Below are 24,548 nucleotides of genomic sequence, written 5' to 3'. Positions count from 1 at the left end.
GGAACGCTGCACCCGCAGCCCGTCCGGGTACTGGCCCGCAGCTCTCCACCGCCGTCTCGAAGCGGGCACACGTCGACGGTTCCCAGTACCCGGCTGGCCACGGAACGGCATACGTCCATTACAGCCGACCACGACCAATGAGAAGAGCCCACGGTCACACCCAGGCATCACGACCAGGGTGGGTGCTCAGGCGCGACCGCGTACGAGCGGCAGGAAGACGTCGTCGACGATCTCGATCAGTACCTCGTCGGGAACCGAGGGGATGCCGCGCATCGCGTACTCGGCGCGGAGCAGCATCATCGGCATGCTCGCGACGCGCGGATGGACAGCCCCCGGCGGCGCCTCCCCGCGCGCCACGGCGCGTTCGAGCATGGTCAGCCAGGCGCGGTCCATGGTGTCCGCGCCCGACCGTTCGCGCATGAGGTCGAGCAACGTCGGGTCATCCGCCGCAGCCGCCAGCAGGCCGCGCAGGACCACTCCGTGCGGCGAGGACCACGTCTGGTTCGCCTGCCGCAGCATCTCGAGCGCGTCACCCCGCAGGGTGCCCGTGTCGGGGTTCGGCATCGTGGCGTCGGAGAGATGGCGGTACGCCGCGATGCCCAGTGCCGCCCGGTGCGGCCACCGGCGGTAGATGGCGTTCTTGTTGGTCCCGGCCCGGGCGGCGACCCGGTCCATGGTCATCCCCGCGTACCCGGACTCGCGTAGTTCCTCCGCCGCCGCGTGCAGGATCGCCCGCTCCAGTTCTTCGCCCCGCCGTCTCGTGGCCATGCCTTGCAGGGTACTGGGCGTACCTTATAAGGTACGTCGCGTACCTTATTGACGAGGGGAACTCGATGCGCGTTTTCGGCATGAACTACGACACCGGCTTCGTGAGCGCCGGGTCCACGACCCACGAGCCGTTCGACCCCGAGACCGTGCGGCGTGACCTGCGGGTCATCCGTGAGGAGTTGCACTGCGACGCGGTGCGCATCACCGGCGGCGTCCAGGACCGGCTGGAACTGGCCGCAGGGTTCGCCGCCGAGGTTGGGCTCGAGGTGTGGTACTGCCCGTTCACCAACGGCCTCGACCGCGACGCGCTCATGGCGTTCGTGCTCGACGGCGCCGAGCGGGCCGAGCGACTTCGGCGCGGCGGAGCCTCGGTCGTGTACCTCACGGGCTCCGAGATCTCCCTGGTCACCGACGGTTTCCTGCCCGGCCGTGACCTGGTCGAGCGCATGGCCCTGTTCACCGATCCGCTGCGGATGCGGGAGGCGGTCCCGGTCGCACGCGCTGCGGTGCGCGACTTCCTCGCCGAGGTGGTGCCTGCGGTGCGGGAGCGGTTCGGCGGCCTCGTCGGCTACGCCTCGATCCCGCTGGAGGACGTCGACTGGGCGACCTACGACATCATCGCCAGCGACGCCGGCTACCGCGACGCGACCAACGCCGGAGCGTTCCCGAAAACCCTGGCGGCGGCGGTGGGGCAGGGCAAGCCGTACGCCGTGACCGAGTTCGGCTGCTGCACGTTCCGCGGCGCGGCCGACGTCGCGGGCGGGGCGGAGCCGGTGACCTACGACGAGCACGGCCGCGCCGCGACGCTCACCCCGGGGCTGGAACGTGACGAGGAGGGGCAGGCCCGCTACGTCCTGGACCTGCTGCGCGACTACGAGGCCGGCGGGGTGGAGGCGGCGTTCGTGTACACGTTCGCGAACCGGCACCTACCGACGACCGGCGACCCGGAACGCGACTACGACCTGGCCGCGCGCGGGATCGTGCGGGTGTTGCCGGACGGCTCGTGGACGCCGAAGGCCGCCTTCCACGCCCTCGCCGAGTACGGCCGCGCCCGCGCCCGGACCCGCGCGGCGTAGTCCGCTCACGTGTTGTCGAGCACGAACGCCCGCATGAGCTGGGCGCACTCGGCCGCGTGCGTCTCCAGCAGGAAGTGTCCGCCGTCGTAGAGGTGCGCGTCCATCCGGTCGAGGGCGCGGTGGTAGGCGAGGACCTCGTCCACGTCGAAGTACGCGTCGTGTCGTCCCCACAGCACGAGCGCGGGCGGCTGGTGCGCCCGGTGGTACCCGGCGATCTCCTCGAACCGGGCGACGTGGCTGGCGTAGTCGCTGAACAGCGCGAACTGCGCGTCGACGTTGCCGGGTCGGCGCATGCGCTCCCAGTCGAGGTGCCACGACTCGGGCGGGTGCAGCGTGCGCAGGTGCCCGGGCAACCCGGCGAGGTACTGGTCACGGGTACCGGCGAAGGTCAACCAGTCGGGCAGCTCGGCGCGCGTGTCGTCGGTCGGGTCGGCCCAGTACGCCCTGGCGCTGTCCCACTGCCCACCGAGGCCCTCCTCGTGCGCGTTGCCGCTCTGCACGACGAGACCACGGATGCGGTCCGGGGCGCGGGTGGCCAGGTGGTACCCCACGGGAGCGCCGAAGTCGTGCAGGTAGACGAAGAAGCGCTCGACGTCGAGCTGGTCGAGGAGGGCGTCGACCGCCCGGGAGAGGTTCTCGAAGGTGTAGTCGTACGTGTCAACGGTCGGCGACGAGGACATGCCGAAGCCGGGAAGATCAGGCGCGAGCACGTACGCGACGTCGGCCAGGGTCGGCATGACCTCCCGGAACGTGTGCGATGAGCTCGGGAACCCGTGCAGCAGCAGGACCGCCGGCCGGTCGGGACGCCCGGCCTCGCGGTAGAACACCTCCAGGCCGTCGACGTCGGCCCGCCGATGGCGGACCTTCTGGATCGCCTGCACCGTGTCCTCCTTCCCCGTCCGGTGGCGCGGGTCGTCCGCCCGTGACGGCACGGAGGGCGTGGACCAGCTCACCCGACCCGTCCATCGTGCCGGACCCGGACCCCGGTACCTCCCGCCTCACGGCGAAACCGCCGTCCGGATTCCCCGTCCTGGGGTTGCGGAGACGTGCTGCTGCTTGACAGCGGCCGTCAAGCACTTGACGATGAGTGTCAAGCGAAGGAGGGGTGGCGTGCCACCAGATGACGAGGAACTTGTCGGGCAGCTCATCAGGCTGATCGACGTCCGGCTGCTCGACCCGCTCGAGATCCTGGTCGACGGGGACCAGGCGATCGATTCGCTGCGCCCCGTCGTCCAGGAACGGGCCCGCTCCTGGGCCACCACGATGGTCAGCGGCGACGACCGGGCAGCCTACGGCGTGATCGCCCGGGTGATCTCGACGCTCTACCCCGGCGACGGCCCGTTCGCCCCACCCCTCGACTGGTGGCGCACCCCCCTCGGTCAGGCCGTCGCGCGACGGGTGGGCCACCCCACCGCCGAATCGGTGTCGTACGCGGTGGCCGGCGCCATGCTCGGCATCACCCGCCAGGGCGTCCACGACCTGACCTCCCGGGGCAGGCTCGCCCGCCATCCCGAGGGTGGCGTGCGGTCCGCCGCCGTCCGCGACCGGCTACGACGGGAAGGAACCCGACGTGCCTGACCCCCTGATCAACTCCGGCCCCGTGCCGATCGCCTACCGCGACGTCGGCGGAGCCGGCCGCCCGGTGCTGCTGCTGCACGGCGCGGGTGGCAACCTCGCCCAGCTCACGACGCTGGCCGAGCAGCTACGGCCGGCGCACCGGGTGGTCGCCGTCGACCTGCGCGGCCACGGCCGGTCCGGCGACGGCCCCTGGCGATGGGACGACGTGCTGGACGACCTGGCCGCCGTCGCCGACAGCCTCGGACTCGACCGTCCCGCCGTGGTCGGCGTCTCCCTCGGCGGGATGCTGGCTACGCTCTGGGCACAGCGTCACCCGGAGTGCCCCGGTGCCGTCAGCCTGGACGGCAACCCGACGCTGGGCCGCCCCGAGCAACTCGCCGGGATGGACCCGGGTCGGGCCGCGACGGAACTCGCCAGGCTGCGGGCCGCCTTCGATCAGATGGCCGCGATGCTGGCCGAGCCGCTCACCCCCGAGCAGGTCACCGCAGCAAAGGCCGGGCAGCAGGCGACGGCCCGACGGTACGGTGCCGATCCGCAGGACTGGGTGACGGCCTTCGAGCGCAACCTCGTGCCGTGCGACGACGGCCGGAGCCGGCTGCGTCCCGGACCGACGCTGACCGGTCAGTTGCGGACGGCGATGACGTCGATCGACCTGCTCCCCGCCTACCGGGACACCCGCTGCCCCCTGTTACTCGTCCTCGCCACCGAGGACCTGCCCGAGCAGGAACCCTTCCACGAGCTGTACGCCGCCTACCGCCGGGCCACCACGGAACGCCTCGCCACCGTGGCCAATCCGTACCTGCGGGTGCGGCAGCTCGCCGGTGCCAGCCACGCGATGGTCGTCGAACGTCCGGCCGAGATCGCCGCCCTCATCACCGACTTTCTCCGCGAGGCCGCTCACCGCTGAGCCGGGCCGGGAGACGGTGGCGGAGATCAGTTGCGGGCGTCGAGGGCGGCGGCGAGGCGGTCGAGGTGGTGCGCGACGGGGCCGACGGTGAGCATGCCGCTGCCGGCCCCGGCCAGCTCGTGCGCGGCCGGCGCGAGTGCGGCCCGGGTGCGGCGGATCGCCGGCCGGTCGTCCACCGCGATCGCGGCGTGGCCGGTGAGGCACCACAGCGCCTCGAACAGCAGGTCACGCGGTGGTTCCGGGGCCCGGCGCAGCGCGGCGGCGGCGTCGGCGGGGCGGTCGCGGGCGAGCAGGACGAGCGGACGCGCCCAGGGCAGGTAGGGACCCCAGTCGGTGTCGTCGTCGAAGCGGGCCGGCCGGCCGTGCCAGACGCGCAGGCAGAGCAGGGCCAGCGGGAGGAGCCCGCGCTCGACCCCGGGCATGCCGGCACCGGACGACCGCGCCGCCGCGTCACGGTAGGCGGCCTCCGCGGCCGGCGGCGACGCTCCGGTCGCGGCCAGCCGCAGCGCGCGGTACCACCGGGTGAAGACCCCGACGAGCGGCAGTTCGTGCCGCCCGGCGAGCTGGTCCGCGGCGGCGGCGTGCGCGTCCGCGCCGGCGAAGTCCCCGAGCGCGCTGCGGGCCTGGACGCGGACGAGGCGACCGAGGATCTCGTACGTCGTCAGGCCGTGGCGGGCGGCGAGCGCGACGAGTTCGGCGCCGATCCCGTCCCGGTCGACAGCGAGCCCGGCCCGCTGGAACGTCTGCATGAACACGCCGTTCAGGGCGAACGCCAGCAGGGCCGGGTCGCCGAGCCGCCGCGCGATCCGTTCCGCCTCCCGGGCCGCCGCCGGCCCCCGCGCCCCGGCCGTACCGCGTGACTCCGTCGCGACGGTGGCCAGCAGCCGGGCCCGGATGGCGTCCGGCGAGTCGGGACCCAGGGCGGCCAGGGCCCGCTCGGCCGCCGCCACGACCCGCGCCGCCTGCTCCGGATCGTCCGAGCGGGTCCAGATCGCGGGTACGTCGTAGCTGCCGATCACCCGCGCGGTGAGGTCGGGGTTGCCGAGCTGCTCGGCCGCGTCGATGGCGGCGACCCGCTGGTCCCGCGCCACCTCCAGCCCGCTCCCCCCGGTCACCGCGAGACTGCGCAGCAGCCCGACCGTCGACTCCAGTCGCGCCCGCGCGCCGGACACCACCGTCCGGTCGTACGCCGCAGCGGCCTGCGCCCACACCCGTTCCGGGCCTGCGGAGGCGGGACCGCCCACCGGGTCGACCTGCCGGAGGATGTCGGTCTCCAGATCCCGCAGCCGTGGCCCCGGATCGACACCGAGCTGGTCGAGGAGCAGCCCACGGGCCCGACGCAACACCGCCAGCGCCTCCCCCTGCCGGTGCGTCCGGTACAGCGCCAGCGCCAGCAGCCGCCACGCCTCCTCCCGCCACGGATGCTCGGCCACGTGGGCGTCGAGATCCGGCACCACCTCCGCCGCGCGCCCGAGGGCCAGTCGAACCCCGGCCCGGCTCTCGACCGCGTTCAGCCGTAGCTGTTCGAGCCGGGAGCGCTCGGCCCGCGCCCACGGCTCGTCGTCGAAGTCGGCGTACGCGGGCCCGCGCCACCAGCCCAGCGCCCGGTCCAGGCGGTCGAGCGCCTCGTGGGGCGGCACGGTGGACGCGGCGGCGACGGTGTCCTCGAACCGCCAGGCGTCGACCGCGTCGGGCGCGGCCCGGAGCGCGTACCCCGGACCCTCGGTGACCAACAACCGCGCCGGCTCCCGGGGCGGGCGGTGCGGCTCCAGCGCACGCCGCAACGCCGCCACGAAGGTGCGCACCGCGCTCGTCGCACCCGGCGGCGGGTCCGCCGCCCACAGAGCGTCGATCAGGCGGTTGACCGGGACGACCCGACCCCGCGCGACGATCAGCCGGGCCAGTACCGCGCGGTGTTTCGGCCCCTTCACGTCGATCGGCGTGCCGTCGCCGTCCCAGGCGACGACCGGCCCGAGGACCCCGAACCCGACCCGCACCGCACCACCCTCCGTTCCTGGTGGTCAACGTATCGCGCGCATCGGTTGCTCATCCGCCAGCGGCACGCTGAACGAGCCGCCCCCGGAGCCTGTCCGACGGAGCACCGCACCACCTCCGCCGGGCACTTCATAGCCGAGGAGGCACCGGACGAGATCAGCACGGTGCTGCGCTCCCTGCTCGCCCGGTAGCGCGCCGCCATGCCGTGACCAGCCGGGAAAGCTGGTCACGGCACCCGTACCGTCAGGGGTGTCAGGCGATCCACACCGCGAAGTTCTCGACCATGCCCGCCCGGCAGTTCCCGGCCCGCTCCAGGACCAGTGAGTAGCCGACGAAACCGGCGCTGTAGTAGACGAAGGTGTGGGGGTGACCGGAGTACGTCACCTGACCGATTCCGTCGCAGATGCCGGGTAGGTAGAAGATCGGATTACTGAAGGTGCCGACCGTGTTCGTCAGCGCGTTGTAGAAGTCCGCGTGGAACAGGTTGTCGGCGGAGTCGCGCCGCCAACCGCTCGTGTCGAACCAGTACCAGTACGACTCGTGGTAGGACGCGCCGTAGCGGCCGAGATCCTCCAGTACGAAGGCCCCGGACACCCGGGACCGGGTCATGGTCAGATCGATGTAGACCTTGTCCTCCCACCAGGCCTGAGCCTCCACCCAGAACGGGATGACCGTCATCTCGCCGGCGGCGGCATTCGACCGGGGCGCCGGTGCCTTCTCGCCGCTCTCGGTCCGTTCCTGGCCCCTTTCGTCGCGCTGCTCGAACCGGCGGGCCAGCGCCGGTGGCACGTCGTCGGGCGAGTACTCGACCCGCGCCATGGTGCGGCTGCACGTGCCGGGGTCGTACGACAGTTCGGTGAAGAACAGCACGGCCGGGCCCTTACGGGCGTCGCGCTTCCCTTCGGTCGTGAAGGTGCAGGTGCCGGTGGGGTTCCGGGTGCCCTGCTCCCGGTAGGTGACCGCGCCGGGTGGTGCCTGGCGGTCGGGTCCGGGCGCGGAGACCGCCGAGGTGCCCGCGCCGGCCGGGCCCGGGTTGGCGGCGGCCGGTGCGACCGGCCCGGTCACGGCGGCGAGCAGTGCCAACACCCCGGCTACAGCGGCGGCTGGATACGTGCGACCACGCATGCAGACCGTACTCCTTCCACGTGTGGCGGGCGGTGCCTGCCACCGAGGGCAGGCCTCTGCTGCGGAGCTTGGCATTGGCTGTGGTGAATGCGGAAGCGTCCGTTCGGGCAGGAAGGCGGACGGTTTTTTCGGCCGCCGATGGAATGGGGGAGTGCGGACGGTATCGGCTACCGGGCCCGGCCTTGGCGCAGGTGATCGCCGCTGATCCGTGGTGCTCGTTCAGCCGTGCCTGTCACCCGCCCCGACACCGCCTGTCGGAGGCGGGAGTCACGCCTGCTCGAACCGGCGGCGTGCGGCCAGCACCTCGTCCAGGTGACGGCGGCTCCACCCGCAGAAGCCGTTGATCGTGTCGTGCAACTCCCGGCCGGCGGGGGTGAGCCGGTACTCGGTGCGCGGCGGCACGGTGGGGTGCAGCGTCCGGTCGACCACCCCGTTGCGCTCCAATTCGCGCAGGGTCGCGGTGAGCAGCCGGTGGCTGATGCCGGCGACCTGCCGGTGCAACTCGCCGAAGCGGCGCGTGTCGGTGCCGATGGCGTCGATGACCGGCACCGCCCACTTGGTGCCGACCACGCCGAACACCTGGCGAGCCACCAGGTGCACCTGCGCCACCTCTGCCGGCGTCGGTGTGCCGGGCAACGGCTCGTCCACCCGCCGTGCCTCCTTCGCCTGCGCCTCTTACCAAAAGGTGCGTACTTACCCCGACCGTGGTCATCGCCGTACGGTCTGGTCGGCAACCTCACCGTACCGGAGTGGACATGACCGTTCTGAAAACGTACGCCCGGCTCTGGGTGGACGACCTCGACGCCTCGCTGCCGTCGCTGCGGACCCTGGTCGGCGCGGAGCCGGACCTGCGGTTCGCATTCGACGCGATCGAGCTGGCCGCGATCGGCGACTTCCTCGTGATCGCCGGCCCACCCGGGGAGAGGGCCCGTTACGGACACGCCTCCGCCACCGTGATCGTCGATGACCTGGACGCCGTCGTCGCCGGGCTGACCGCCGCGGGCGGCGAGGTCACCACGCCGGAGGCGACCAGCCCGACCGGCCGCTACCTGTACGCCCGGCACGCCGGTGGGGCCGAGGTCGAGTACGTCGAGTGGGTGCCGGAGCTGGTCGAGCGGATTATCGGGCACCCGGGCTGACCTGCGTGTGAAGGACGTTCCCCGCCCTGGCGAGAGCACCCGCCGTGCTGCGGCTGAGCGCAGGAAAGCCCAACTATCGTATCGATGACTGACGTGCCCTGCCTCTGCTGCGACAGTGGCCTCCTGCCTGTTGTCTCGGGGGAGGCTGCGATGGGTCCGGCCGTGCACGGCACAGCGGCAGGGGTGGGATGCGGCCAGTTTCGCCGTCCACCCGCCGACGGGACCGGCCGTGGCGGCGGGTCTGACGGAGCGGGGCGGCCGGCGGTGGCACGCCGGGGGCGGACGCCCCGCGCATGTCGCGCGACGTGGGGGTCCGGCCCGGCCCCGGCAGAGAGCCGCTGAGGGGTAGGCCGTGCCTGGTACCGGCCGGCAGCTCGCCGCCACGACGCTGCGCTTCGTCCTGTTGTCGACCCTGCTGCTGGTCGCGAGCGTGGGGATGGCGCAGTTCACGCTGGCGATTCTCGGGTTGCTCCGGCCGGCCGGCGTCACCTGCGACGGCATGATCCCGACAGACGACCGGCGGCAGATCACCTACGACCCGACGGAGTGCGTCGAGTTGCAGGCCGTCACCCCGCCGTGGTGGGTGATCCCGGCGGCCACCCTGCTGTTGCTCGGTGCCGCCGCGGTGATGTTCGTGGTGCTGCCCCGATGGAAGGCCCGGCGCGGGCGGGTGCTGCCCCTGGCCGTCGTCGACCGGGACGGGCAGGTCGGTCGGATGATCGCGGAGTTGGTGGCGCAGACCGGGCTGCGGCGGGTGCCGACGGTGCTGGTCGACCCCACCGCGATGTCGGCCAGCGCGGTGGTGTTCGGCCGGACCGGACACCCCCGGCTCTGTCTGCACGGTGGGCTCCTGGTCCGGCTGCGCACCGACCCGCATGCCGTCCGCGCGGTCCTCCTGCACGAGCTGGCGCACATCGACAACCGGGACGTGACGCTGACCTACGCGACGGTCACGCTGTGGCGGTCCTTCATCGTGGTGGCGCTCGTGCCGTTCGTGGCCACCCACCTGCACCTGGTCGTCAGTTCTCCCGTCGATCCCGGCGCGGTGTCGACACATCGCAACCTGCTGGCAGCGGCCCTGCTGGTGACGCTGGTCTACCTGTCGCGTGCGGACCTGCTCCGGACCCGGGAGTTCCACGCCGATCTGACGGCGGCGCGGTGGGGCGCGGACCTGCGCGGTTGGCCGGCGCCGTCCCCGGTGCCGCCCGGCCGGGGCCGGCGGCTGTGGGCCGGTTTCGGTGGGTTGTGGCGGACCCACCCCGACTGGTCGTCGCGCCGCCGGGTGCTGGCCGACCCGGACCTGCTGTCCCGCATCCCGGCGCTGGCGATGTTCCTCACCGGTGCCGTGCTGATCCTGGCCGACGCCCAACTGTTCTGGATCAACCCTACGGCGCTCGCCTCGACGGTCGAACCGACGCTCGCCTCGGCGGCCGAACCCACGCTCGTCGTGGCGGTCGCGGTGGCGTTGCTGGTCACCGGCGTGATCTCCAGCCTGGTCTGGCAGGCGGTGGTGTCGGCCCGGCGGGCGGGTCGCGGCGGCCCCGGGGGCCTGCGGGCCGGATGGTGGCTGGGGCTGGGCATGCTCGTCGCCGAGTTCGTGTCCGGCCGGGTCGCGATCTGGGAGTGGCTGCCCCAGCAGCCCGGGTTGCTGGTCCTGCTGCTCCTCGCCGGCACCACGCTGACCTGGTGGATCACCCAGTGCTGCCACCTGTGGGCGTCGGCATGGCCGGGACGGTCCCTGCGCCCGGTGCGGTGGATCGTGTTCGTCACGGCCTTCGTCGCGATCGTGGGCTGGATGACGTGGTGGCGCCTCCCGGGCATCTGGCTGGCGCACGGCGTGCCCTTCCTGCGGGACCAGTTCGCGCTGGTCGTCGCGCCGGGCGGCCTCGACGCCGGACAGTCGCTGCCGCACGAGACGGTGCTGCCGGCCTACGTCACGATGCGGTGGCTGGCGTCCATGACGCTGCTGGACACCGTGTCACTCAGCCAGATCGCGGTCGCGGTCTCGTGGGCCTTTCCGCTCGCCGCCTGGCTGCTGCGACCCCGACCGGCACCGGGCCCCGGTCCGGCTTCCGACCCTGGCTCGGGTACGGCGGTCGCCGGCCCGCCGGTACCCGTCACGCCGCCACCGCCGGTGCCGCTGCCCCGACTCCGGCGGCTGGTGCTGCCCGCCCTCGCCGGTACCCTGCTGTGCTGGGCCGCGGTCGCGACGGTGATGGCGCTCATGCGACTCGCCCTCCCGGTGGCCGAGAGCCGGGCCCGCACCTTCGTCACCGCCTACCAGGGCTGGGTCACGTTCGCCCTGCTGGGCGCGGCGGCGCTGAGCGCCCTCGTCGCCAGTACGATCGCCGGCCGCTACCACCTCGTCGCGGCGGTCGTCGCGGGCCACCTGACCATGCTCGGCGGCACGGTGGGCGTGCTCGTGCTCGTCGCCATCGACGGCTGCGTGGGACCACTGACCCTGTTCCACGCCTCCTGCGGCTGGCAGCCCGGGCAGGCGTGGACAGCGTGGCGTGCGCTGCTCGACGAGAATCTGGTGGCGGCGCTGGTCACGTCCATCTCGGCCGCCGGGCTCGTCGCCGGCACGCGGGCCGTCACCGCCCGATGGCGGCGGGGCCGTCCGGCGACCGTGGACGTGCCGGGGCGGGCGCGGATGGTGGCGCGGCGGGCGGTCGTCACGGTGGCCGGCTCGACCGCACTGGCGCTCACGATCGCGTACGAGGCGACCGCACCGGCCGTCGAGGGCACCACCGCCCGACCCGGACCGGGCAGCAGCGCCCCGCCTGTCGGCGGTGCCCGACCCACCGACGGTGTCGCGCCCACGGCCGGACCGACCGGTTCCCCGAGTCCACCCCGGTTGAAAGCCGTCGAGGTGTCAGCCTGGATCGGCCGGGGCGGCGGCAGCCTGATGACCCGGTTCCACACCGTGTACGGCACGTTCGCCGTCGCCATCGGCGACCTGAAAGCGCAGAAGCCGGGCGCGAACGGCAGGGTCGAGGTGGACGAGGCCCGGATCCGGCCGCTGTGCGCGACCATCGAGGCGATCGCCCAGGACGCCGCCCGCCTCGCCGCCGTCCCCGACGAGCCGGCGCAGGCGCGCTGGGAGGCCTTCGTCGACCACGTCGCGCGGGCGGGCCGGGGCTGCTCGCGCTCCTTCGAGATCGGGGACGGCCAGCAGTTCATCGCCTCGATCAACGATCTGCAACTCGCGCACACACACCTGACAGCGGTCACCGAGCGGATCGCGGAGATCCGCAAGGCCGGCGGGGGCTGACCGGCCGGGCCGCCCGCTCCCTCGCCGGCGCACGCGAGGGACCTGCGCGACTCCGCACCGGTCGCGCTCCGCATCGCGAACGCTCCGCGTCGTGCGTGGCCTGGCACCGGTTGCGGTCAGCCGTCCATGCCGCTCAGGGCGACCTGCACGAACAGGATCGAGGCGGCGGCGATGCCCAGGAAGGTGAGCGCCGACAGCGCCGACGCCCTCCCGAGGCCCAGGCGCCGACGCGCCACGACGAAGACGGTGGCGGAGGCGGCGACCGCGAACAGTGCCAGGTAAACCGAGATTCCCATGGTCTGCTTCCTTCGTTTCAGCGGAACGGGGGGAACGACGTCGATGGGGTCGGCGGTCTCTGCCGGGTGTGCGACCGGTCGGTACCGGGGTGTTTCGTGCTGACACCCCGGACGTCCCGGTCGACACCGCCCGCCGGAGGCGGTCACGGCGCGTACGGCAGGACCTGCAGGCCGGTGTCCCCGCTGCCGGAGGCGGTGATGCGGCCGTTCTCGACGCCGACGACGCCGTAGGCGCCGTGCAGCTCGAACAGGCCGGAGTCACCCGCCAGGACCACCCGCCAGACCTGCGACGCCGCGCCGGCCTCGCAGGTCTCCAGCTTCAGCGCGGCACCGGCGGTGTCCGCGACGCAGTACCCGTCGCCGGTTTCCTCGTTCCAGAACGACGGCTTGATGACCACCCGGTTGTCCGCCGACACCGGGGCGGGGTGCAGGGACATCGCCGTGGAATCCGTCCGGTCGGTCCCGGTGAAGTCGACCCCCTCCTCACCCACCTGCAGGAAGCGGTCCACGCCGTCACCGGCGATGTCGATCAGGACGCTCTTGCCGGCCTTGATGCCGGTGATCCGGAGTCCGGACAGATCCGACGTGGCCTTCGAGGTGGCCGTCGTCCTGGTCGGGGCGGCGGTCGGCCTTCCGGTCGGCGCGCCGGAGGCCGGCACGGGCGCGGTCTGGTCGGCGGCCGGCGGAACAGCCGGCGACCCGGCCGGGGCGGGCGCGGCCGGCGCGGAGCTGGCCGCCGGCGCTCCGGCCGTGACCTCGCCGTCGGCGGTGCAGGCGGTCAGCGGGACGGTGACGGCGAGCGCGGCCCCGACGAGGAACGAACGGGTGAGACGCATGAGCTTCCTCCGACGAGAGGTGGTGGCGGGTACCGGTCGAGCGCCTGCGCAGGCGACCCGCCCCGTACCGGCGGTCCGGTTCGACGTCCCAGAGACTGCCGAACAGCGACCGCCACGCCTTCCGTCCACGAGCCGGCACCGGATCGGCGCTGGGCGGACATCAGGCGTTCCGCCTCCACCCAAAGGTGGAGGCCCACGGTTCACCTCCCGCCGTCGCCGCGTCGGGCCGGGCGGGGATTCCGCAGGTGGTGACCGGTCAGGCGTCGACCAGGCCGGCGCGCCACGCCCACGAGGCGACCTCGACCCGGTTACGCACACCGAGCTTCGCCTGCGCGGCGGCCAGATGGGTCTTGACGGTGGACACCGCGACGAACAACTCGGTCGCGATCTCCTGGTTGGTCAGACCCCGGGCCACCCCCCGCACGACGTCGTTCTCCCGCTCGGTCAGGGCCTGCACCGGTGCGGTCGCCCGGACCTGCGGCCGGTGCCGGAAATGACGCAGCAGCCGCACGGTGACCTGCGGGGCCACCAGCGTGTCACCCCGGACGGCCGCCCGGACCGCCTCGACGAGCAGCGCCGGTCCACAGTCCTTGAGCAGGAATCCGCTGGCCCCGTACTGCAACGCGGTGTCCACGTACTCGTCGTCGTTGAACATGGTGATGACCACGACCGCGATCGGATCCGGCACGTCGGGACCGGCGAGCAGTCGCGTGACCTGCAACCCGTCGAGGCCCGGCATCCGGATGTCCAGCAGGCAGACGTCCGGGCGCAGCCGACGCGCCTCCTCGGCCGCCGACCGTCCGTCCGCGACGTCGGCCACCACGGTGATGTCCGGCTGGGCCTCCAGGATCATCCGGAACCCGACCCGCATCAGCTCCTGGTCATCGGCGATCAAGACCCGCACTGCCCACCGCCCCGTCCCGGCCCCGGCAGCTCGGTGACCACCCGCCGGCCGTACCGCTGATGCCGACGGAGATCCCGCCGATCGCGCTGGAATGATACGGGTTGATACCGCTAAGCCCTGGACCCGGCCCGGGGCACGGCGGAGCGGCGGTCAACCGGATATCGCGGGCAGCGGCACCGAGCGCGCGGGAGGTGTACCCGGCCTACCGCTCGGCACGGCGCAGCGGCACGTCGGCGGTCACCCGCCAGCCGCCGGTCGTGCGGCCGGCGGTGAACCGGCCGCCGAGCAGGCGCACCCGTTCCCGGACGCCGATCAGCCCGACGCCACCACGCCGCCGGCCGGTCGCCGCCCTGGCCCGCCCGTCGTCGTGTACCTCGATCCGGACCTTCCCCTGCTCCGTCCGTACCGATGCCGATATCTCCCGGGCCCCGGCGGCGTGCCGCCGGGCGTCGGTCACCGACTCCTGCACCACGCGCAGCACCGACGTCGCGACCTCGTCGGCCACCGGCTCGGCCAACTCGACGGTCAGCCGTACCGGTGGACTGCCGACCGAGGTCACCGCCCGCAGATCCGCCGCCAGATCGGCGGTGCGTACCGGCCGTGCCGGCGACGCGCCGTCGCCCTGGTCACCCTCGCGGAGCGCCGCGACCAGCCGGCGCATCGTGGACAACGACTCCATTCCCGAGCGTTCGATCACCGGCAGCACCCGGGCCGCCGCACCGGGGTCCGTCTCGGAGAGCACCCGCGCGGCCCGCGTCTGCTCCCTCATCGCGGCGACCTGGTGGGCCACCACGTCGTGGAGTTCCCGCGCCAGGGTCAGCCGTTCACGCTGCTGCGCCGCGACGACCGCGGCCCGGCTCGCGCGGGCCCGCTCCCGGTCCCGGGCCCGCAGGTACGAGCCGTACGCCACCGGCAGCACCACCAGTGCCAGCCCCGACAGCGACACACTCCACCACGGCTCCGGCGTCGACCCGGCCGGCAGCGACCAGTACTCCGGCCGCAGTTGCGCCGCCGCCGCGCCGGTGGCCAGGAGCGACCCGACGAGCCCGGCCGCCCCCACCGGCCGGACCCGCCGGACCACGCCCACGATGACGGCCGCCAACGCCGCGAACTCGGTCACCGCCAGGCCCGCCGGCATCTCGGCCCCGACCGCCCGCAGCAACCCCGTCGAGACGACGAGCGTCGCCACGGCACCCAGGGCCGAGGCCACCGGCCGTAACTGCGCCAGCAGCGCCAGGGCCGCCAGCACGAGGACGCCCGGCGCCGCCCAGCCCCGGCCCGCCGTGTCGAGTTCCGCCGTGATCTGCACGTCGAGCAGTACCAGGACCACCAGCAGCACGGCCAACGGCCACTGCCGCAGCACCGACGCCAGCACCGCGGACCTTCTCACCGACCCGAGCAGGGGGGAGGACACCCGGACACAGTACGGCTCACCGTCACCGGGCCGGTACGACCGCTGCGCTATCGTCACCTGCTGATGCCCGGCCGACCCGAGGACTGCTGTGGTGGCGGCGTGAAGCTCGACTGGCGGGGCCTGCTCACCTGGGACTGGCCGGTGGCGGCGCTGCTGCTGTTCGCGCTGCTGCTGGACGGGGCGGCGGCGAGCGAGCTGACGCAGCACTACGACGACCGGTGGGTGCTGCCGAGCTTCCTCACGGTGTGTGCCCTCGCGGTGGTGGCGTCCCGCTGGCCGACCGTCGCGGGCGTCGGCGTACCGGTGGTCCTGGTGGTCTGGTCGGCGGTGCTGCGGCTGGCCGGCGTCGCGATCCCCTCCGCCGTGAGCGGGCTGGGGGCCGCCGAGGTCGTCGGGGTGCTGGCCGTCATCGTCGCCGTGGTCCGCCGGTCGTCCCGGTCCGCCGCCGCCGGCCTCGTGGTGCTGGTCCTGCTCGGCTGTCTCGCGGCCCGGGGCCTGCGGCCCGAGCACCCGGACCACCCCCCGGGCCTCGGCTGGGCCGTGATCCTGCCGGGGCTGGCCGTCCTCGCCGGCTGGTACCTGCGCACGCGCGACGCCGCACACGCGCGGGAGCTGCAAGCCGTGGTGGACGCGGCGCAGCTACGGGAGCGGGTCGCGCTGGCCCGGGAGCTGCACGACGTGGTGGCGCACCACATCGGCGGGATGGTGGTGCAGGCCCAGGCGGCGCAGGCGGTGGCGGTGCCCGATCCGGGTGCGCCGGTGCGGGTGTTGCCCGTCATCGAGCGCGCCGGCACGGACGCCCTCGCGGCGGTGCAGCTCATGGTCGACATGCTGCGGGACTCCGGTGAGGGCGGCGGGGGACCGGTACCGCCGACCACGGATCTGGCCGCCGACCTGCACGCGGCGACGGCCACCCCGGACGGTGGCACCCCGGTCCGGCTGACGGTGGAGCTCACCGAGCCCGTCCCGGCGGAGGTCGCGACCACGGTGCTGCGGCTGGTCCAGGAGGCGGTGACGAACGCGCGCCGGTACGCCACCGGCGCCCGGGAGATCACGGCGGCGGTACGGGCCGGGGACGGCACCGTCCGGATCCGGGTACGCGACGACGGCCGACACACCGACCAGCCGAAACGGTCCGGCGGCGGCGGGTACGGCCTGGTCGGGATGCGGGAGCGGGTGCACCTGCTCGGCGGCCGGTTCGAGGTGGGCCGGGTGCCCGGTGGCGGCTGGCAGGTGCTCGCGGACGTGCCGCTGCGGGCCGGCTGACCGCTGACGGGGCCTGGTTGGTGCCCTCGCCGACCGGCGGCAGGTTACTGCGGCCACGGCCGCAGTAACCTGCCGTCATGGCGAGCGTCGAGCTGGATGAGTTGATCGTCGTGGACGCCGACGCGCTGCGCGGGTGGCTGTCGGCCCACCACGGCACGTCGCCCGGTGTGTGGCTCGCGCTGACCAGGAAGGGCGGCACGGTCACGACCCTGACCTGGCAGCAGGCGGTCGACGAGGCTCTCTGCTTCGGCTGGATCGACGGGCAGGCCCGTAAGGGGGATCAGGACATCTCCTGGATCCGGTTCACCCCTCGTCGGCCGCGCAGTTCCTGGTCACAGCGCAACGTCGGCCACGTGGCCCGGCTGGAGGCGCAGGGGCGGATGCTGCCCCCGGGCCGGGCCGCCGTGGAGGCCGCCCAGGCGGACGGGCGGTGGGCAGCCGCCTACGCCCCGCCGTCGGAGGCCGAGGTGCCGGCCGACCTGCTCGCCGCCATCGCCGCCGTCCCCGCCGCCCAGGCCATGTTCGACGTGCTCACCAAGACCAACCGGTTCGCTCTCATCCACCGTCTCAACGCCGTCAAACGGGCGCAGACCCGGGAGCGGAAGATCGGCGAGTTCGTCGCCATGCTGGCCCGCCACGAGACGATCTTCCCGCAGAAGGCCACCCCGGCGACCTCGCCCTCCGGTCAGCCACGGTGACGACACCACGTCGACCAGCCCGGATGTAGGCCGCCCGCGAGGGGTGCTCGGCTCGCCGGCCGCGCTACGGAGGGTGACCAGCCGGCCGGCATGATGCCGTTGGGGTGACATACCTGAGAGGCATATTTATACCCGGCAGGTATGTCGCTCGTGCGCATCATGTCGCCCCGGGTGGTCCGCCGTAGTCGCGCGCCCTCCGCTGATGCGCCGTGCGGATCTCCGACCGGGCTGCAACAAAACTGCACGTCTCCAACACTTGTGGCGCGGCAAGCGCTTTCCTAGCCTGGTATTACATCGATGTTTCGCTCTATGGACGGGCTGAAGACGGACACGTAGCCACGCGGTGTCGGGCTGGAGAGGCAGTGCCCCCGCGCCGTACCCCCACCTGAGGAGTCCAACAGTGAGAACTGCAGTGCGACACAGGCTTCTTGCCGGCGGCACCGCCGTGGCCGCCGCAGCCGCGGTGGCTGCGGCGCTGCCGGTGGCCCAGGCGTCGGGCGCGACGGACGCCCCCGCCGCCGCGTCGGTCAGCGCCAACGAGACCAACCTCAGTCTCGGGGCCGGCTCCGACGGCTCCAGCAAGGGTGGCGGCACCAGCTACGGCAACGTGCTCGACGGCAACATGAGCACCTACTGGTCGCCGTCCGGCTCGACCGGGCGCATCTCGGTCAAGTGGGGGTCCGCCACCACGGTGGCCTCGGTCACCATCCGCGAGGCGGCCGGCGCGGTCGGGGTCGTGGGCGCCTGGCGACTGGTCAACAACGACACCGGGGCCACCCTGGCCAGCGGTACCGGTACCGGGGCCGGGACCATCACCTTCGCCGCCACCTCGCTGCGCAAGATCAACTTCGAGATCACCAGCGCGAACGGCACGCCGAGGATCGCCGAGTTCGAGACGTACGCCTCGGGCACGACGACCCCGCCGACCACCCCGCCGCCGACCACGCCCCCGCCGACCACCCCGCCGCCGACCACGCCCCCGCCGACGACCCCGCCGCCGTCGGGCAACACCCTGTACGTGGCGCCGACCGGCACCGACAGCGCGGCCGGAACCCTGGCGAACCCGACGACGCTCACCTCCGCGATCACCCGGATCCCCGCCGGCGGGACGATCTTCGTGCGCGGCGGCACCTACCGCTACTCGCAGACCATCACCATCGCCCAGAACAACAACGGCACGTCGAACGCGCGCAAGAACATCTTCGCGTACTCGGGTGAGACCCCGATCCTGAACTTCTCGGCGCAGAGCGAGGACCCGGCCAACCGCGGCCTCGCGATCGGCGGATCGTACTGGCACGTCCGGGGCATCATCGTCGAGCGGGCCGGGGACAACGGCATCCTGCTCGCCGGCAACAACAACATCATCGAGCGTGTGGTGACCCGCCACAACCGGGACTCGGGGCTGCAACTCTCGCGGCTGATCGCCGACGCGCCCCGCGACCAGTGGCCCTCCAACAACCTCGTGGTCAGCACGGTGTCGCACGACAACGTCGACTCCGACGGTGAGGACGCCGACGGCTTCGCCCCGAAGCTCACCGTCGGCCCCGGCAACATCTTCCGCTACACCGTGGCCCACAACAACATCGACGACGGCTACGACCTCTACACGAAGAGCGACACCGGGGCCATCGGCGCGGTGGTCGTCGAGCACTCCCTCGCCTTCGGCAACGGCACCCTGAGCAACGGCGGTCAGGCCGGCAACGGTGACCGCAACGGCTTCAAGCTCGGCGGCGAGGACATCGCGGTGAACCACACCATCCGGGGCAACATCGCCTACGACAACGGCAAGCACGGGTTCACCTACAACCGCAACCCGGGCACGATGACGGTGTCGAACAACGCCAACATCGGCAACACCGAGCGCAACTTCAACTTCGACGGCGGCTCCTCGGTGTTCCGGAACAACACCTCCTGCGACAGCGGCTCGAACGACCGGATCGTCGGCAACGCCGACAGCTCGAACCAGTTCTGGTCCGGCACCAACGGCTCCCGCTGCTCCGCGTACTCCGGTGCCCTGGGCTGGTCCTTCGCCTCCGACGGTCGGCTCGTGGTGACCTTCGGCGGCCGGGTGGTCACCCCGTAACGAGCACAGTCGACGCCGGCGTCACCGCTGCGGTGACGCCGGCATCGGCGTACCGGCCGGCGCGACCTGGCCGGGGCGGGCAGCCGCTGAGACCTCCCAGGAGATGACCGCACCGGGTCAGGGGCCGGGACGCGCGGCCGCGGCGCGCCACCTGGCTCGCTTGGCGGTGAAGATCGGCGTGTGCGGGTGGTCCGGGCCGAGGACTCGCAGGGCGTCAGCAAGCAGCTCGTCGTAAGCCGAGGCGGCGCCCGCCGCGTCCCCGGCGAGACCACGCCAGTTGGCGTGGAGGGCCCGAGCGACCAGGGTGTCCGGATGGTCCGGGCCGAACACCCGCAGCCGGTCGACGACCAGTTCCTCGTAGGCTGCCGCCGCCCCCGCCGCGTCGCCGACCCGGCCACGCCAGCCGGCGAGCCGTTCCCGAACGGCCAGCGTGAGCCACTGGTCGGGGCCGAGCAGCCGCAGGACGTCAGCGAGTAGCTCCTCGTGGGCCGACATCGCGCCCACGACGTCTCCAGCCTCACCGCGCCAGGCCGCGAGGTTGTTACGGGCGGAGAGCGTGTTCTGATGGTCGGGGCCGAACACTCGGAGGTCATCGACGACCAGTTCCTCGTAGGCTGCCGCCGCACCTGCCGCGTCCCCGGCACGACCGTGCCAGTTGGCGAGGTGGCCCCGAGCGGTCAGCGTGTTCGGATGGTCCGGGCCGAGCACCCGCCGGAGATCCCCGAGCAGTTCCTCGAAGGCTGCCGTGGCGCCTGCCGCGTCCCCAGCCTCACCCCGCCAGGTGGCGAGGGCGTGACGAGCAGCCAGGGTGTCCGGATGGTCCGGGCCGAGCACCCGCAGGAACTCTGTGCACAGTTCCTCGAAGGTGGACGCCGCGCCTGCCGCGTCTCCGGCCTCACCGATCCAGGCGGTCGTGTTGACGCGGATGGCCAGCAGCAACGGATCATCGGGATCGAGCACGCGCAGGGCATCGGCGAGCAACTCCTCGTGGGCCGAGAGCGCACCTGCCACATCCCCGGCCTCACCGCGTGAGCCGGCCAGGTTGAGGCGGATGGTCAGCGTGGTCGGATCGTCAGGGCCCCACACCCGCACGGCATCGGCGAGCAGCTCCTCGTACGTCGAGGCCACCCCCGCCGGATCCCCGGCGTAGGAACGGAAGAAGGCGAGGTGGCCGCGGATCATCAGGGTGGTCGGATCATCCGGGCCCAGGACCCGCAGGGCGTCGGCGAGCAACTCGCCGAGGGCTGACACCGCACCCAGCTCGTCCCCGGCGCGACCGAGCCAGGCGGCGAGGTAGGCACGGGCGCTCAGGGTGTCCGGATGCTCAGCCCCGAGCTGCGCGGTGGCGGTGTCGTACAGGGTCTGGAAGTAGCGGCCGGCGGCAAGGACCTGACCCGTGTGGCCGAAACTGTGGCCGGCTTCGAACAGCACCGGGTGCCCGCCCCCAACGGTGCTCCAGAGCAGTGACCCGGTGGTGGTGTGCAGAGCGATGGTGTTGTCGCGAAGGGTCTGTGCGTGTTCGCGATCGCGTTCGACCTCGGGCCAGATGGTGAGCAGTGCGGTGGCGACGGCGACAGCCCGTGCGGTGGCCTGCTCAAAGTCGACAGCCTCCTCGGATTCCCGGACGACGCGTTGGAGGAGCCGGTGCGCCCGGACAACGCCGGTGCTCTCGTCGAGGGTGGCGAGGCTGAGCCGGGCCAGGTTGTCCAGCGCGTCGGTGACGTCGTCGGCCTCGACCGGCTCACCGGTGCGGACAGCGAGGTGGTCCAGGACGGCGGGGGCGGTGAGCACCTCGGCGGGTATGCCGTTCGGGTCGAGCAGGGCAACGAGTTCCAGTACCGGACGGGTCAGTCCCGCAGGGGGGAGCGTGTCGGCGCGTTCGATGGACAGTGACCAGGTCACCGCGACCGCGTGGGGATGGTCGTCGGGCAGGACGCCAGGAGCCAGCGCGCCCAACTGTCGACGCCGGTCGGCCAGGCGGCGGCGGTAGCCGGCGCAGGTCATGCTTCTGCGGTCGAGGATGTACGCGGCGGCCTGCGCCAGCGCCAGCGGAAGGTGCCCGAGGTCGTCGGCGAGGTCGGCGGCCTGCGCCAGCCGGCCCGGATCACCGCCGAGCTTCCCGGTGAGATAGTCCGTGGACTCCTCCGGCGTGAACACGTCGACGGTGATGTGCTGCCGGCCGGCGGTCAGGGCGCTGTCGACCCGGCGGGTGGTGACCACCGTCCGACCCGCCCCGGTGCGCGGCGGCCACAGGCCGCGCAGGTCGGTGGGGTCCTCGACGTCGTCGAGGACGACCAGCCACCGCCGGGTCGTGGTCGCCAGCCAGCCCAGGAACCGGAGGACCGCCTGCTCGGGGTCGGCGTCCTCCGCCCCGGTGACGTCGGTGGCCGCCTGGGCGTAGGCCGTCACCACCGCCGGTCGGGAGGTCGCCGACACCCACACCAGCAGGTCCACCTTCCCGGCGTGCCACAGCCGGTGCACCAGCCCGGCGGCGAGCTGGGTCTTGCCGACTCCACCGAGACCGGTCACCACCTGACACGCCCCACCACCGTCCCCGGTCGACGGGGCGTCGAGCAACCGATCGGCGGGGCGTTCCTGCCGGCGGTGCGCCTGCGGCGGCACCGCGCCGACCCGGTGCGGCCAGGACACCAGAGCACGGGCGTTGATCGTCACCGGCGCGTAGAAGACGCCGGCCGCACCCGAGCTGGCCGCCACCGCGACCGGCGGGTCGGTGGTACCGGAGACGGGCGACCCTACACCGTCCCCGGCGGGGCCGGGGGGACCGGCGGCCCTTGGTGGAACGTCACCGGCGCGTGGAACTGCCCCACCGCCCCGTAGTTGGTCGTCACCGTGTACGCCCCGGCCCGGGTCCCGGCCGGGTCCGCCTGCGCGAGGACCGCCCGCGCCGCCGCCAGGACCTGCTCGTCGCTGTCCGCACCGGCAGCGCGCAGGTCAGCGCCGAGACGGGCCTGCCACACCCCCGGCTCGGTCTCCCGCGCGTCCAGGGCCCGCACCGCCCGGTCCCGGCCGGACAACCGTCGGGCCAGCAGCCCCTTCAACCCCCCGTAGGCGTCCTGAACCCCGCTGGTGACCCCCGCCGTCGCGGCGGCAGCCAACGCCGCCACGATCAACTCCACCCCGGTCATCACACCCGCCCTCCCACCACACGAACCACCATTGTGACAACACGCAGCCATCCGGTCACCTGGCGGCGCGGGCTGCCCGGGGTCGTCGGGCGAGGGGCTGCGGTTCCGGACGACCATGGCCGGAACCGTGGGGTGGCCGTCGTTGTCCGGGACCGGAGCATCCTTCGATACTCGCTGCATGAGAGCTTCACCGTCGCGCGCTGGCGGCGCTCGGGACGTGGTCATCGCGGCGGGCGACGGCGCGGTGCTGCTGGACGTCGCCGGGCCGTTGCAGGTCTTCGCCCTCGCGGCGAAGTGCGCTGGCGGCTACCGCGTCCGACTGGCCTCGCCCGACGGCCGGCCGGTCCACACCCGGGAAGGGGTACCGCTCGGCGTCGACACCGCCCTGGACTCGGTGACCGGCCCGGTGGACATCCTGCTGGTCGCCGGCTGCGACCCCGCACCGGACAGTCCCGCGCTGGCCCCCCTCGCCCAGGCGGTACGCCGGCTGCGGGAGCGGTCCACGGTGGTGGCGTCGGTCTGCATCGGCGCGTTCGTGCTGGCCGAGGCCGGCCTGCTCGACGGCCGGCGGGCGACCACCCACTGGGCCTCCTGCCAGGAGTTGGCCGACCGGTACCCGCAGGTCACCGTCAAGTCCGACGGCATGTACGTGCGCGACGGCGACGTGTACACCGCCGCCGGGGTCACCGCCGGTATCGACCTCGCCCTGGCCCTGGTGGAACGCGACCGTGGCGGGGCGCTCGCCCGTCAGGTCGCCCAGTGGCTGGTGGTCTTCCTGCAACGGCCGGCCGGCCAGTCGCAACTGTCGGTACGCGGCCAGGTCCGGTCGTCACGCCGGGCGGCGCTGCGGGCGGTGCTCGACGCGGTCGCCGCGCAGCCGCACGCGGACCACTCACTGGAGGCGATGGCCGGCCGTGCCGCGCTGAGCCCGCGCCACCTGTCCCGCCTGTTCATCGAGGTGCTGGGTACCACGCCCGGCCAGTACGTCCAGCGGATCCGCGTCGAGGCGGCCCAGCAACTCCTCGAAGCCGGCGACGACCCCGTCGAGGTCGTGGCCAGGCAGTGCGGCTTCCGCAACGTCGAAACCATGCGGAAGGCCTTCCACCGGATCGTGGGGATGGCTCCGACCGCCTACCGCCACCAGTCACAGAAAGGTGTGACCCATGCCTGACCACCCGAACCGGCGACAGTTGCTGACCATCGGGGCCGCGCTCGCCGCGACCGGCCTCACCGTGGGCGCCGCCGGCCCGGCAACGGCCCACCGCCGGCCCCCGGCGGACGCGGCGCACCGCAGGCCGGCGGTGGGCGGCGAGGAGCCGCTCGACATCGCCTTCCTGGTCTTCGACGGGCTCGTCCCCCTCGACCTGGTGGGCCCGCTGAGCGTTCTCGGCGCCACCGGCCGCGCGGGCGGACCACCGGCCCGGCTGCACTTCGTCGGCCCGGACCTGACGCCGATCCCCGGTGGCGGCGGCAGCGGCATGCAGTGGGTGCCGACCGCCACCTACGACACCCTTCCCCGACCCGACGTGCTCGTCGTGCCCGGACCGGGCCAGCCGAGCATCCTCATGCAGGAGCCGCGCATCCTGGACTACATCCGCGCCGCGCACCACCACAGCCGCATCACCTTCGGCATCTGCACCGGCGTGCTGCTCATGGCCGCCGCGGGGATCCTGCGTGGCCGCTCGGCGACCACCTACTGGGCGTTCGCCGACGAGCTGCCCCTGTCCGGCGCGCGGTTCAAGCGGCACCGCTGGGTCGTCGACGGGCGGATCGTCACCAGCGCCGGGGTCAGCGCCGGCATGGACGCCGCCCTGGTGGTGGCCGCGCGCCTGTGGGGCGAGCGGGCCGCCGGCCGGGGGCAGGCCTTCCTGGAGTACGACCCCGAACCGCCGTTCGACTACGGCCGGGTCGAGAACCTGCCGGACGCGGACGAGGACCACCTCTGGAGCCTGTTCCAGTCGGAACGCGAACGGGTCCGCGACGTCCTCTCCTGAGGACCGAACCAGCCCCGCCTGGAACGTCAGCCTGCCACCGCCCGGCCGT

At 73.3% G+C, this 24,548-nt stretch carries 21 protein-coding genes; 10 read left to right on the top strand and 11 right to left on the bottom strand.

Translation table 11 applies throughout. The annotated features are described in order from the left end of the window. Nucleotides 1–186: 186 nt before the first annotated feature. Nucleotides 187–768, bottom strand: coding sequence for a TetR/AcrR family transcriptional regulator (locus AWW66_RS05245; RefSeq protein WP_067360493.1), 582 nt, complete (start codon nt 766–768; stop codon nt 187–189). A 65-nt stretch (nt 769–833) separates the two neighbouring features. Between AWW66_RS05245 and AWW66_RS05240 the strand changes: the two genes are divergently transcribed. Further along, the gene (locus AWW66_RS05240) at nt 834–1,844 is read left to right on the top strand and encodes a glycoside hydrolase family 113 protein (protein ID WP_067360490.1); all 1,011 of its coding nucleotides are present in this window, start codon (nt 834–836) and stop codon (nt 1,842–1,844) included. Between the two features lie 5 nt (nt 1,845–1,849). On the opposite strand, the gene AWW66_RS05235 is transcribed toward AWW66_RS05240, so the two are convergent. Then, nucleotides 1,850–2,725 carry an alpha/beta fold hydrolase gene (locus tag AWW66_RS05235; RefSeq protein ID WP_067360575.1) on the bottom strand — a complete coding sequence of 292 codons (876 nt, stop codon included), beginning with the start codon at nt 2,723–2,725 and terminating at the stop codon, nt 1,850–1,852. 229 nt (nt 2,726–2,954) lie between these two features. Between AWW66_RS05235 and AWW66_RS05230 the strand changes: the two genes are divergently transcribed. Both AWW66_RS05230 and AWW66_RS05225 read left to right on the top strand, forming a co-directional pair. Further along, nucleotides 2,955–3,422 carry a hypothetical protein gene (locus AWW66_RS05230; protein ID WP_245647917.1) on the top strand — a complete coding sequence of 156 codons (468 nt, stop codon included), beginning with the start codon at nt 2,955–2,957 and terminating at the stop codon, nt 3,420–3,422. Further along, nucleotides 3,415–4,329, top strand: coding sequence for an alpha/beta fold hydrolase (locus tag AWW66_RS05225; RefSeq protein ID WP_067360574.1), 915 nt, complete (start codon nt 3,415–3,417; stop codon nt 4,327–4,329). Before AWW66_RS05230 ends, AWW66_RS05225 begins: the two co-directional genes overlap by 8 nt. A 26-nt stretch (nt 4,330–4,355) precedes the next feature. Here the strand turns inward: AWW66_RS05225 and AWW66_RS05220 are convergent, their stop codons facing one another. The 3 genes from AWW66_RS05220 to AWW66_RS05210 all read right to left on the bottom strand — a co-directional run bounded on the left by AWW66_RS05220 (nt 4,356) and on the right by AWW66_RS05210 (nt 8,097). After that, complete coding sequence (locus tag AWW66_RS05220) at nt 4,356–6,326, bottom strand: AfsR/SARP family transcriptional regulator (protein WP_067360483.1); 1,971 nt, start codon at nt 6,324–6,326, stop codon at nt 4,356–4,358. Between the two features lie 250 nt (nt 6,327–6,576). Continuing rightward, nucleotides 6,577–7,449: a hypothetical protein gene (locus tag AWW66_RS05215; protein WP_157527169.1), complete on the bottom strand. Its 873-nt coding sequence runs from the start codon at nt 7,447–7,449 to the stop codon at nt 6,577–6,579. 267 nt (nt 7,450–7,716) lie between these two features. Next, entirely contained in the window at nt 7,717–8,097 is a 381-nt protein-coding gene (locus AWW66_RS05210) for a winged helix-turn-helix transcriptional regulator (RefSeq protein WP_067360479.1), read from the bottom strand. Nucleotides 8,098–8,204: 107 nt separating this feature from the next. Here AWW66_RS05210 and AWW66_RS05205 point away from each other — a divergent pair, with 107 nt between their 5' ends. Further along, the gene (locus tag AWW66_RS05205; protein ID WP_067360476.1) at nt 8,205–8,588 is read left to right on the top strand and encodes a VOC family protein; all 384 of its coding nucleotides are present in this window, start codon (nt 8,205–8,207) and stop codon (nt 8,586–8,588) included. 352 nt (nt 8,589–8,940) lie between these two features. Next, nucleotides 8,941–11,862, top strand: coding sequence for a M48 family metalloprotease (locus tag AWW66_RS05200; RefSeq protein WP_067360473.1), 2,922 nt, complete (start codon nt 8,941–8,943; stop codon nt 11,860–11,862). A gap of 116 nt (nt 11,863–11,978) precedes the next feature. Here AWW66_RS05200 and AWW66_RS05195 read toward each other — a convergent pair whose 3' ends face one another. The 4 genes from AWW66_RS05195 to AWW66_RS05180 all read right to left on the bottom strand — a co-directional run bounded on the left by AWW66_RS05195 (nt 11,979) and on the right by AWW66_RS05180 (nt 15,312). Further along, on the bottom strand, nt 11,979–12,158 hold the full coding sequence (locus tag AWW66_RS05195; RefSeq protein WP_067360471.1) for a hypothetical protein: 180 nt from the start codon (nt 12,156–12,158) through the stop codon (nt 11,979–11,981). Nucleotides 12,159–12,301: 143 nt separating this feature from the next. Beyond that, on the bottom strand, nt 12,302–12,994 hold the full coding sequence (locus AWW66_RS05190) for a hypothetical protein (RefSeq protein WP_067360468.1): 693 nt from the start codon (nt 12,992–12,994) through the stop codon (nt 12,302–12,304). Between the two features lie 256 nt (nt 12,995–13,250). Continuing rightward, the gene (locus tag AWW66_RS05185) at nt 13,251–13,898 is read right to left on the bottom strand and encodes a response regulator (RefSeq protein ID WP_281179559.1); all 648 of its coding nucleotides are present in this window, start codon (nt 13,896–13,898) and stop codon (nt 13,251–13,253) included. Nucleotides 13,899–14,100: 202 nt separating this feature from the next. Continuing rightward, a complete protein-coding gene (locus tag AWW66_RS05180; protein WP_157527167.1) occupies nt 14,101–15,312 on the bottom strand; it encodes a sensor histidine kinase in 1,212 nt (403 codons plus the stop codon). Nucleotides 15,313–15,375: 63 nt separating this feature from the next. Here AWW66_RS05180 and AWW66_RS05175 point away from each other — a divergent pair, with 63 nt between their 5' ends. The 3 genes from AWW66_RS05175 (at nt 15,376) to AWW66_RS05165 (ending at nt 19,359) form a co-directional block, all read left to right on the top strand. After that, the gene (locus AWW66_RS05175; protein ID WP_067360465.1) at nt 15,376–16,578 is read left to right on the top strand and encodes a sensor histidine kinase; all 1,203 of its coding nucleotides are present in this window, start codon (nt 15,376–15,378) and stop codon (nt 16,576–16,578) included. Nucleotides 16,579–16,655: 77 nt separating this feature from the next. Continuing rightward, nucleotides 16,656–17,276 carry a YdeI/OmpD-associated family protein gene (locus AWW66_RS05170; protein WP_067360461.1) on the top strand — a complete coding sequence of 207 codons (621 nt, stop codon included), beginning with the start codon at nt 16,656–16,658 and terminating at the stop codon, nt 17,274–17,276. 400 nt (nt 17,277–17,676) lie between these two features. Beyond that, entirely contained in the window at nt 17,677–19,359 is a 1,683-nt protein-coding gene (locus AWW66_RS05165) for a right-handed parallel beta-helix repeat-containing protein (protein WP_245647915.1), read from the top strand. 117 nt (nt 19,360–19,476) lie between these two features. Here AWW66_RS05165 and AWW66_RS05160 read toward each other — a convergent pair whose 3' ends face one another. Together AWW66_RS05160 and AWW66_RS05155 are read right to left on the bottom strand one after the other, a co-directional pair. After that, nucleotides 19,477–22,074 (bottom strand): tetratricopeptide repeat protein, encoded by a 2,598-nt coding sequence (locus AWW66_RS05160; RefSeq protein WP_067360455.1) that lies wholly within the window; start codon nt 22,072–22,074, stop codon nt 19,477–19,479. Between the two features lie 38 nt (nt 22,075–22,112). Continuing rightward, nucleotides 22,113–22,505: a hypothetical protein gene (locus tag AWW66_RS05155; protein ID WP_083978239.1), complete on the bottom strand. Its 393-nt coding sequence runs from the start codon at nt 22,503–22,505 to the stop codon at nt 22,113–22,115. Between the two features lie 178 nt (nt 22,506–22,683). Between AWW66_RS05155 and AWW66_RS05150 the strand changes: the two genes are divergently transcribed. Both AWW66_RS05150 and AWW66_RS05145 read left to right on the top strand, forming a co-directional pair. Continuing rightward, entirely contained in the window at nt 22,684–23,676 is a 993-nt protein-coding gene (locus AWW66_RS05150) for a GlxA family transcriptional regulator (protein ID WP_067360449.1), read from the top strand. Further along, a complete protein-coding gene (locus tag AWW66_RS05145) occupies nt 23,669–24,499 on the top strand; it encodes a DJ-1/PfpI family protein (protein WP_083978232.1) in 831 nt (276 codons plus the stop codon). The genes AWW66_RS05150 and AWW66_RS05145 overlap by 8 nt, the downstream gene beginning before the upstream one ends. Nucleotides 24,500–24,548: the final 49 nt, after the last annotated feature.

It is taken from the genome of Micromonospora rosaria (genome assembly GCF_001567585.1).
Classification (GTDB): domain Bacteria; phylum Actinomycetota; class Actinomycetes; order Mycobacteriales; family Micromonosporaceae; genus Micromonospora; species Micromonospora rosaria.
Note: the sequence above shows the minus strand (reverse complement) of the source record. Positions and strands in the feature narration are given on the sequence as shown.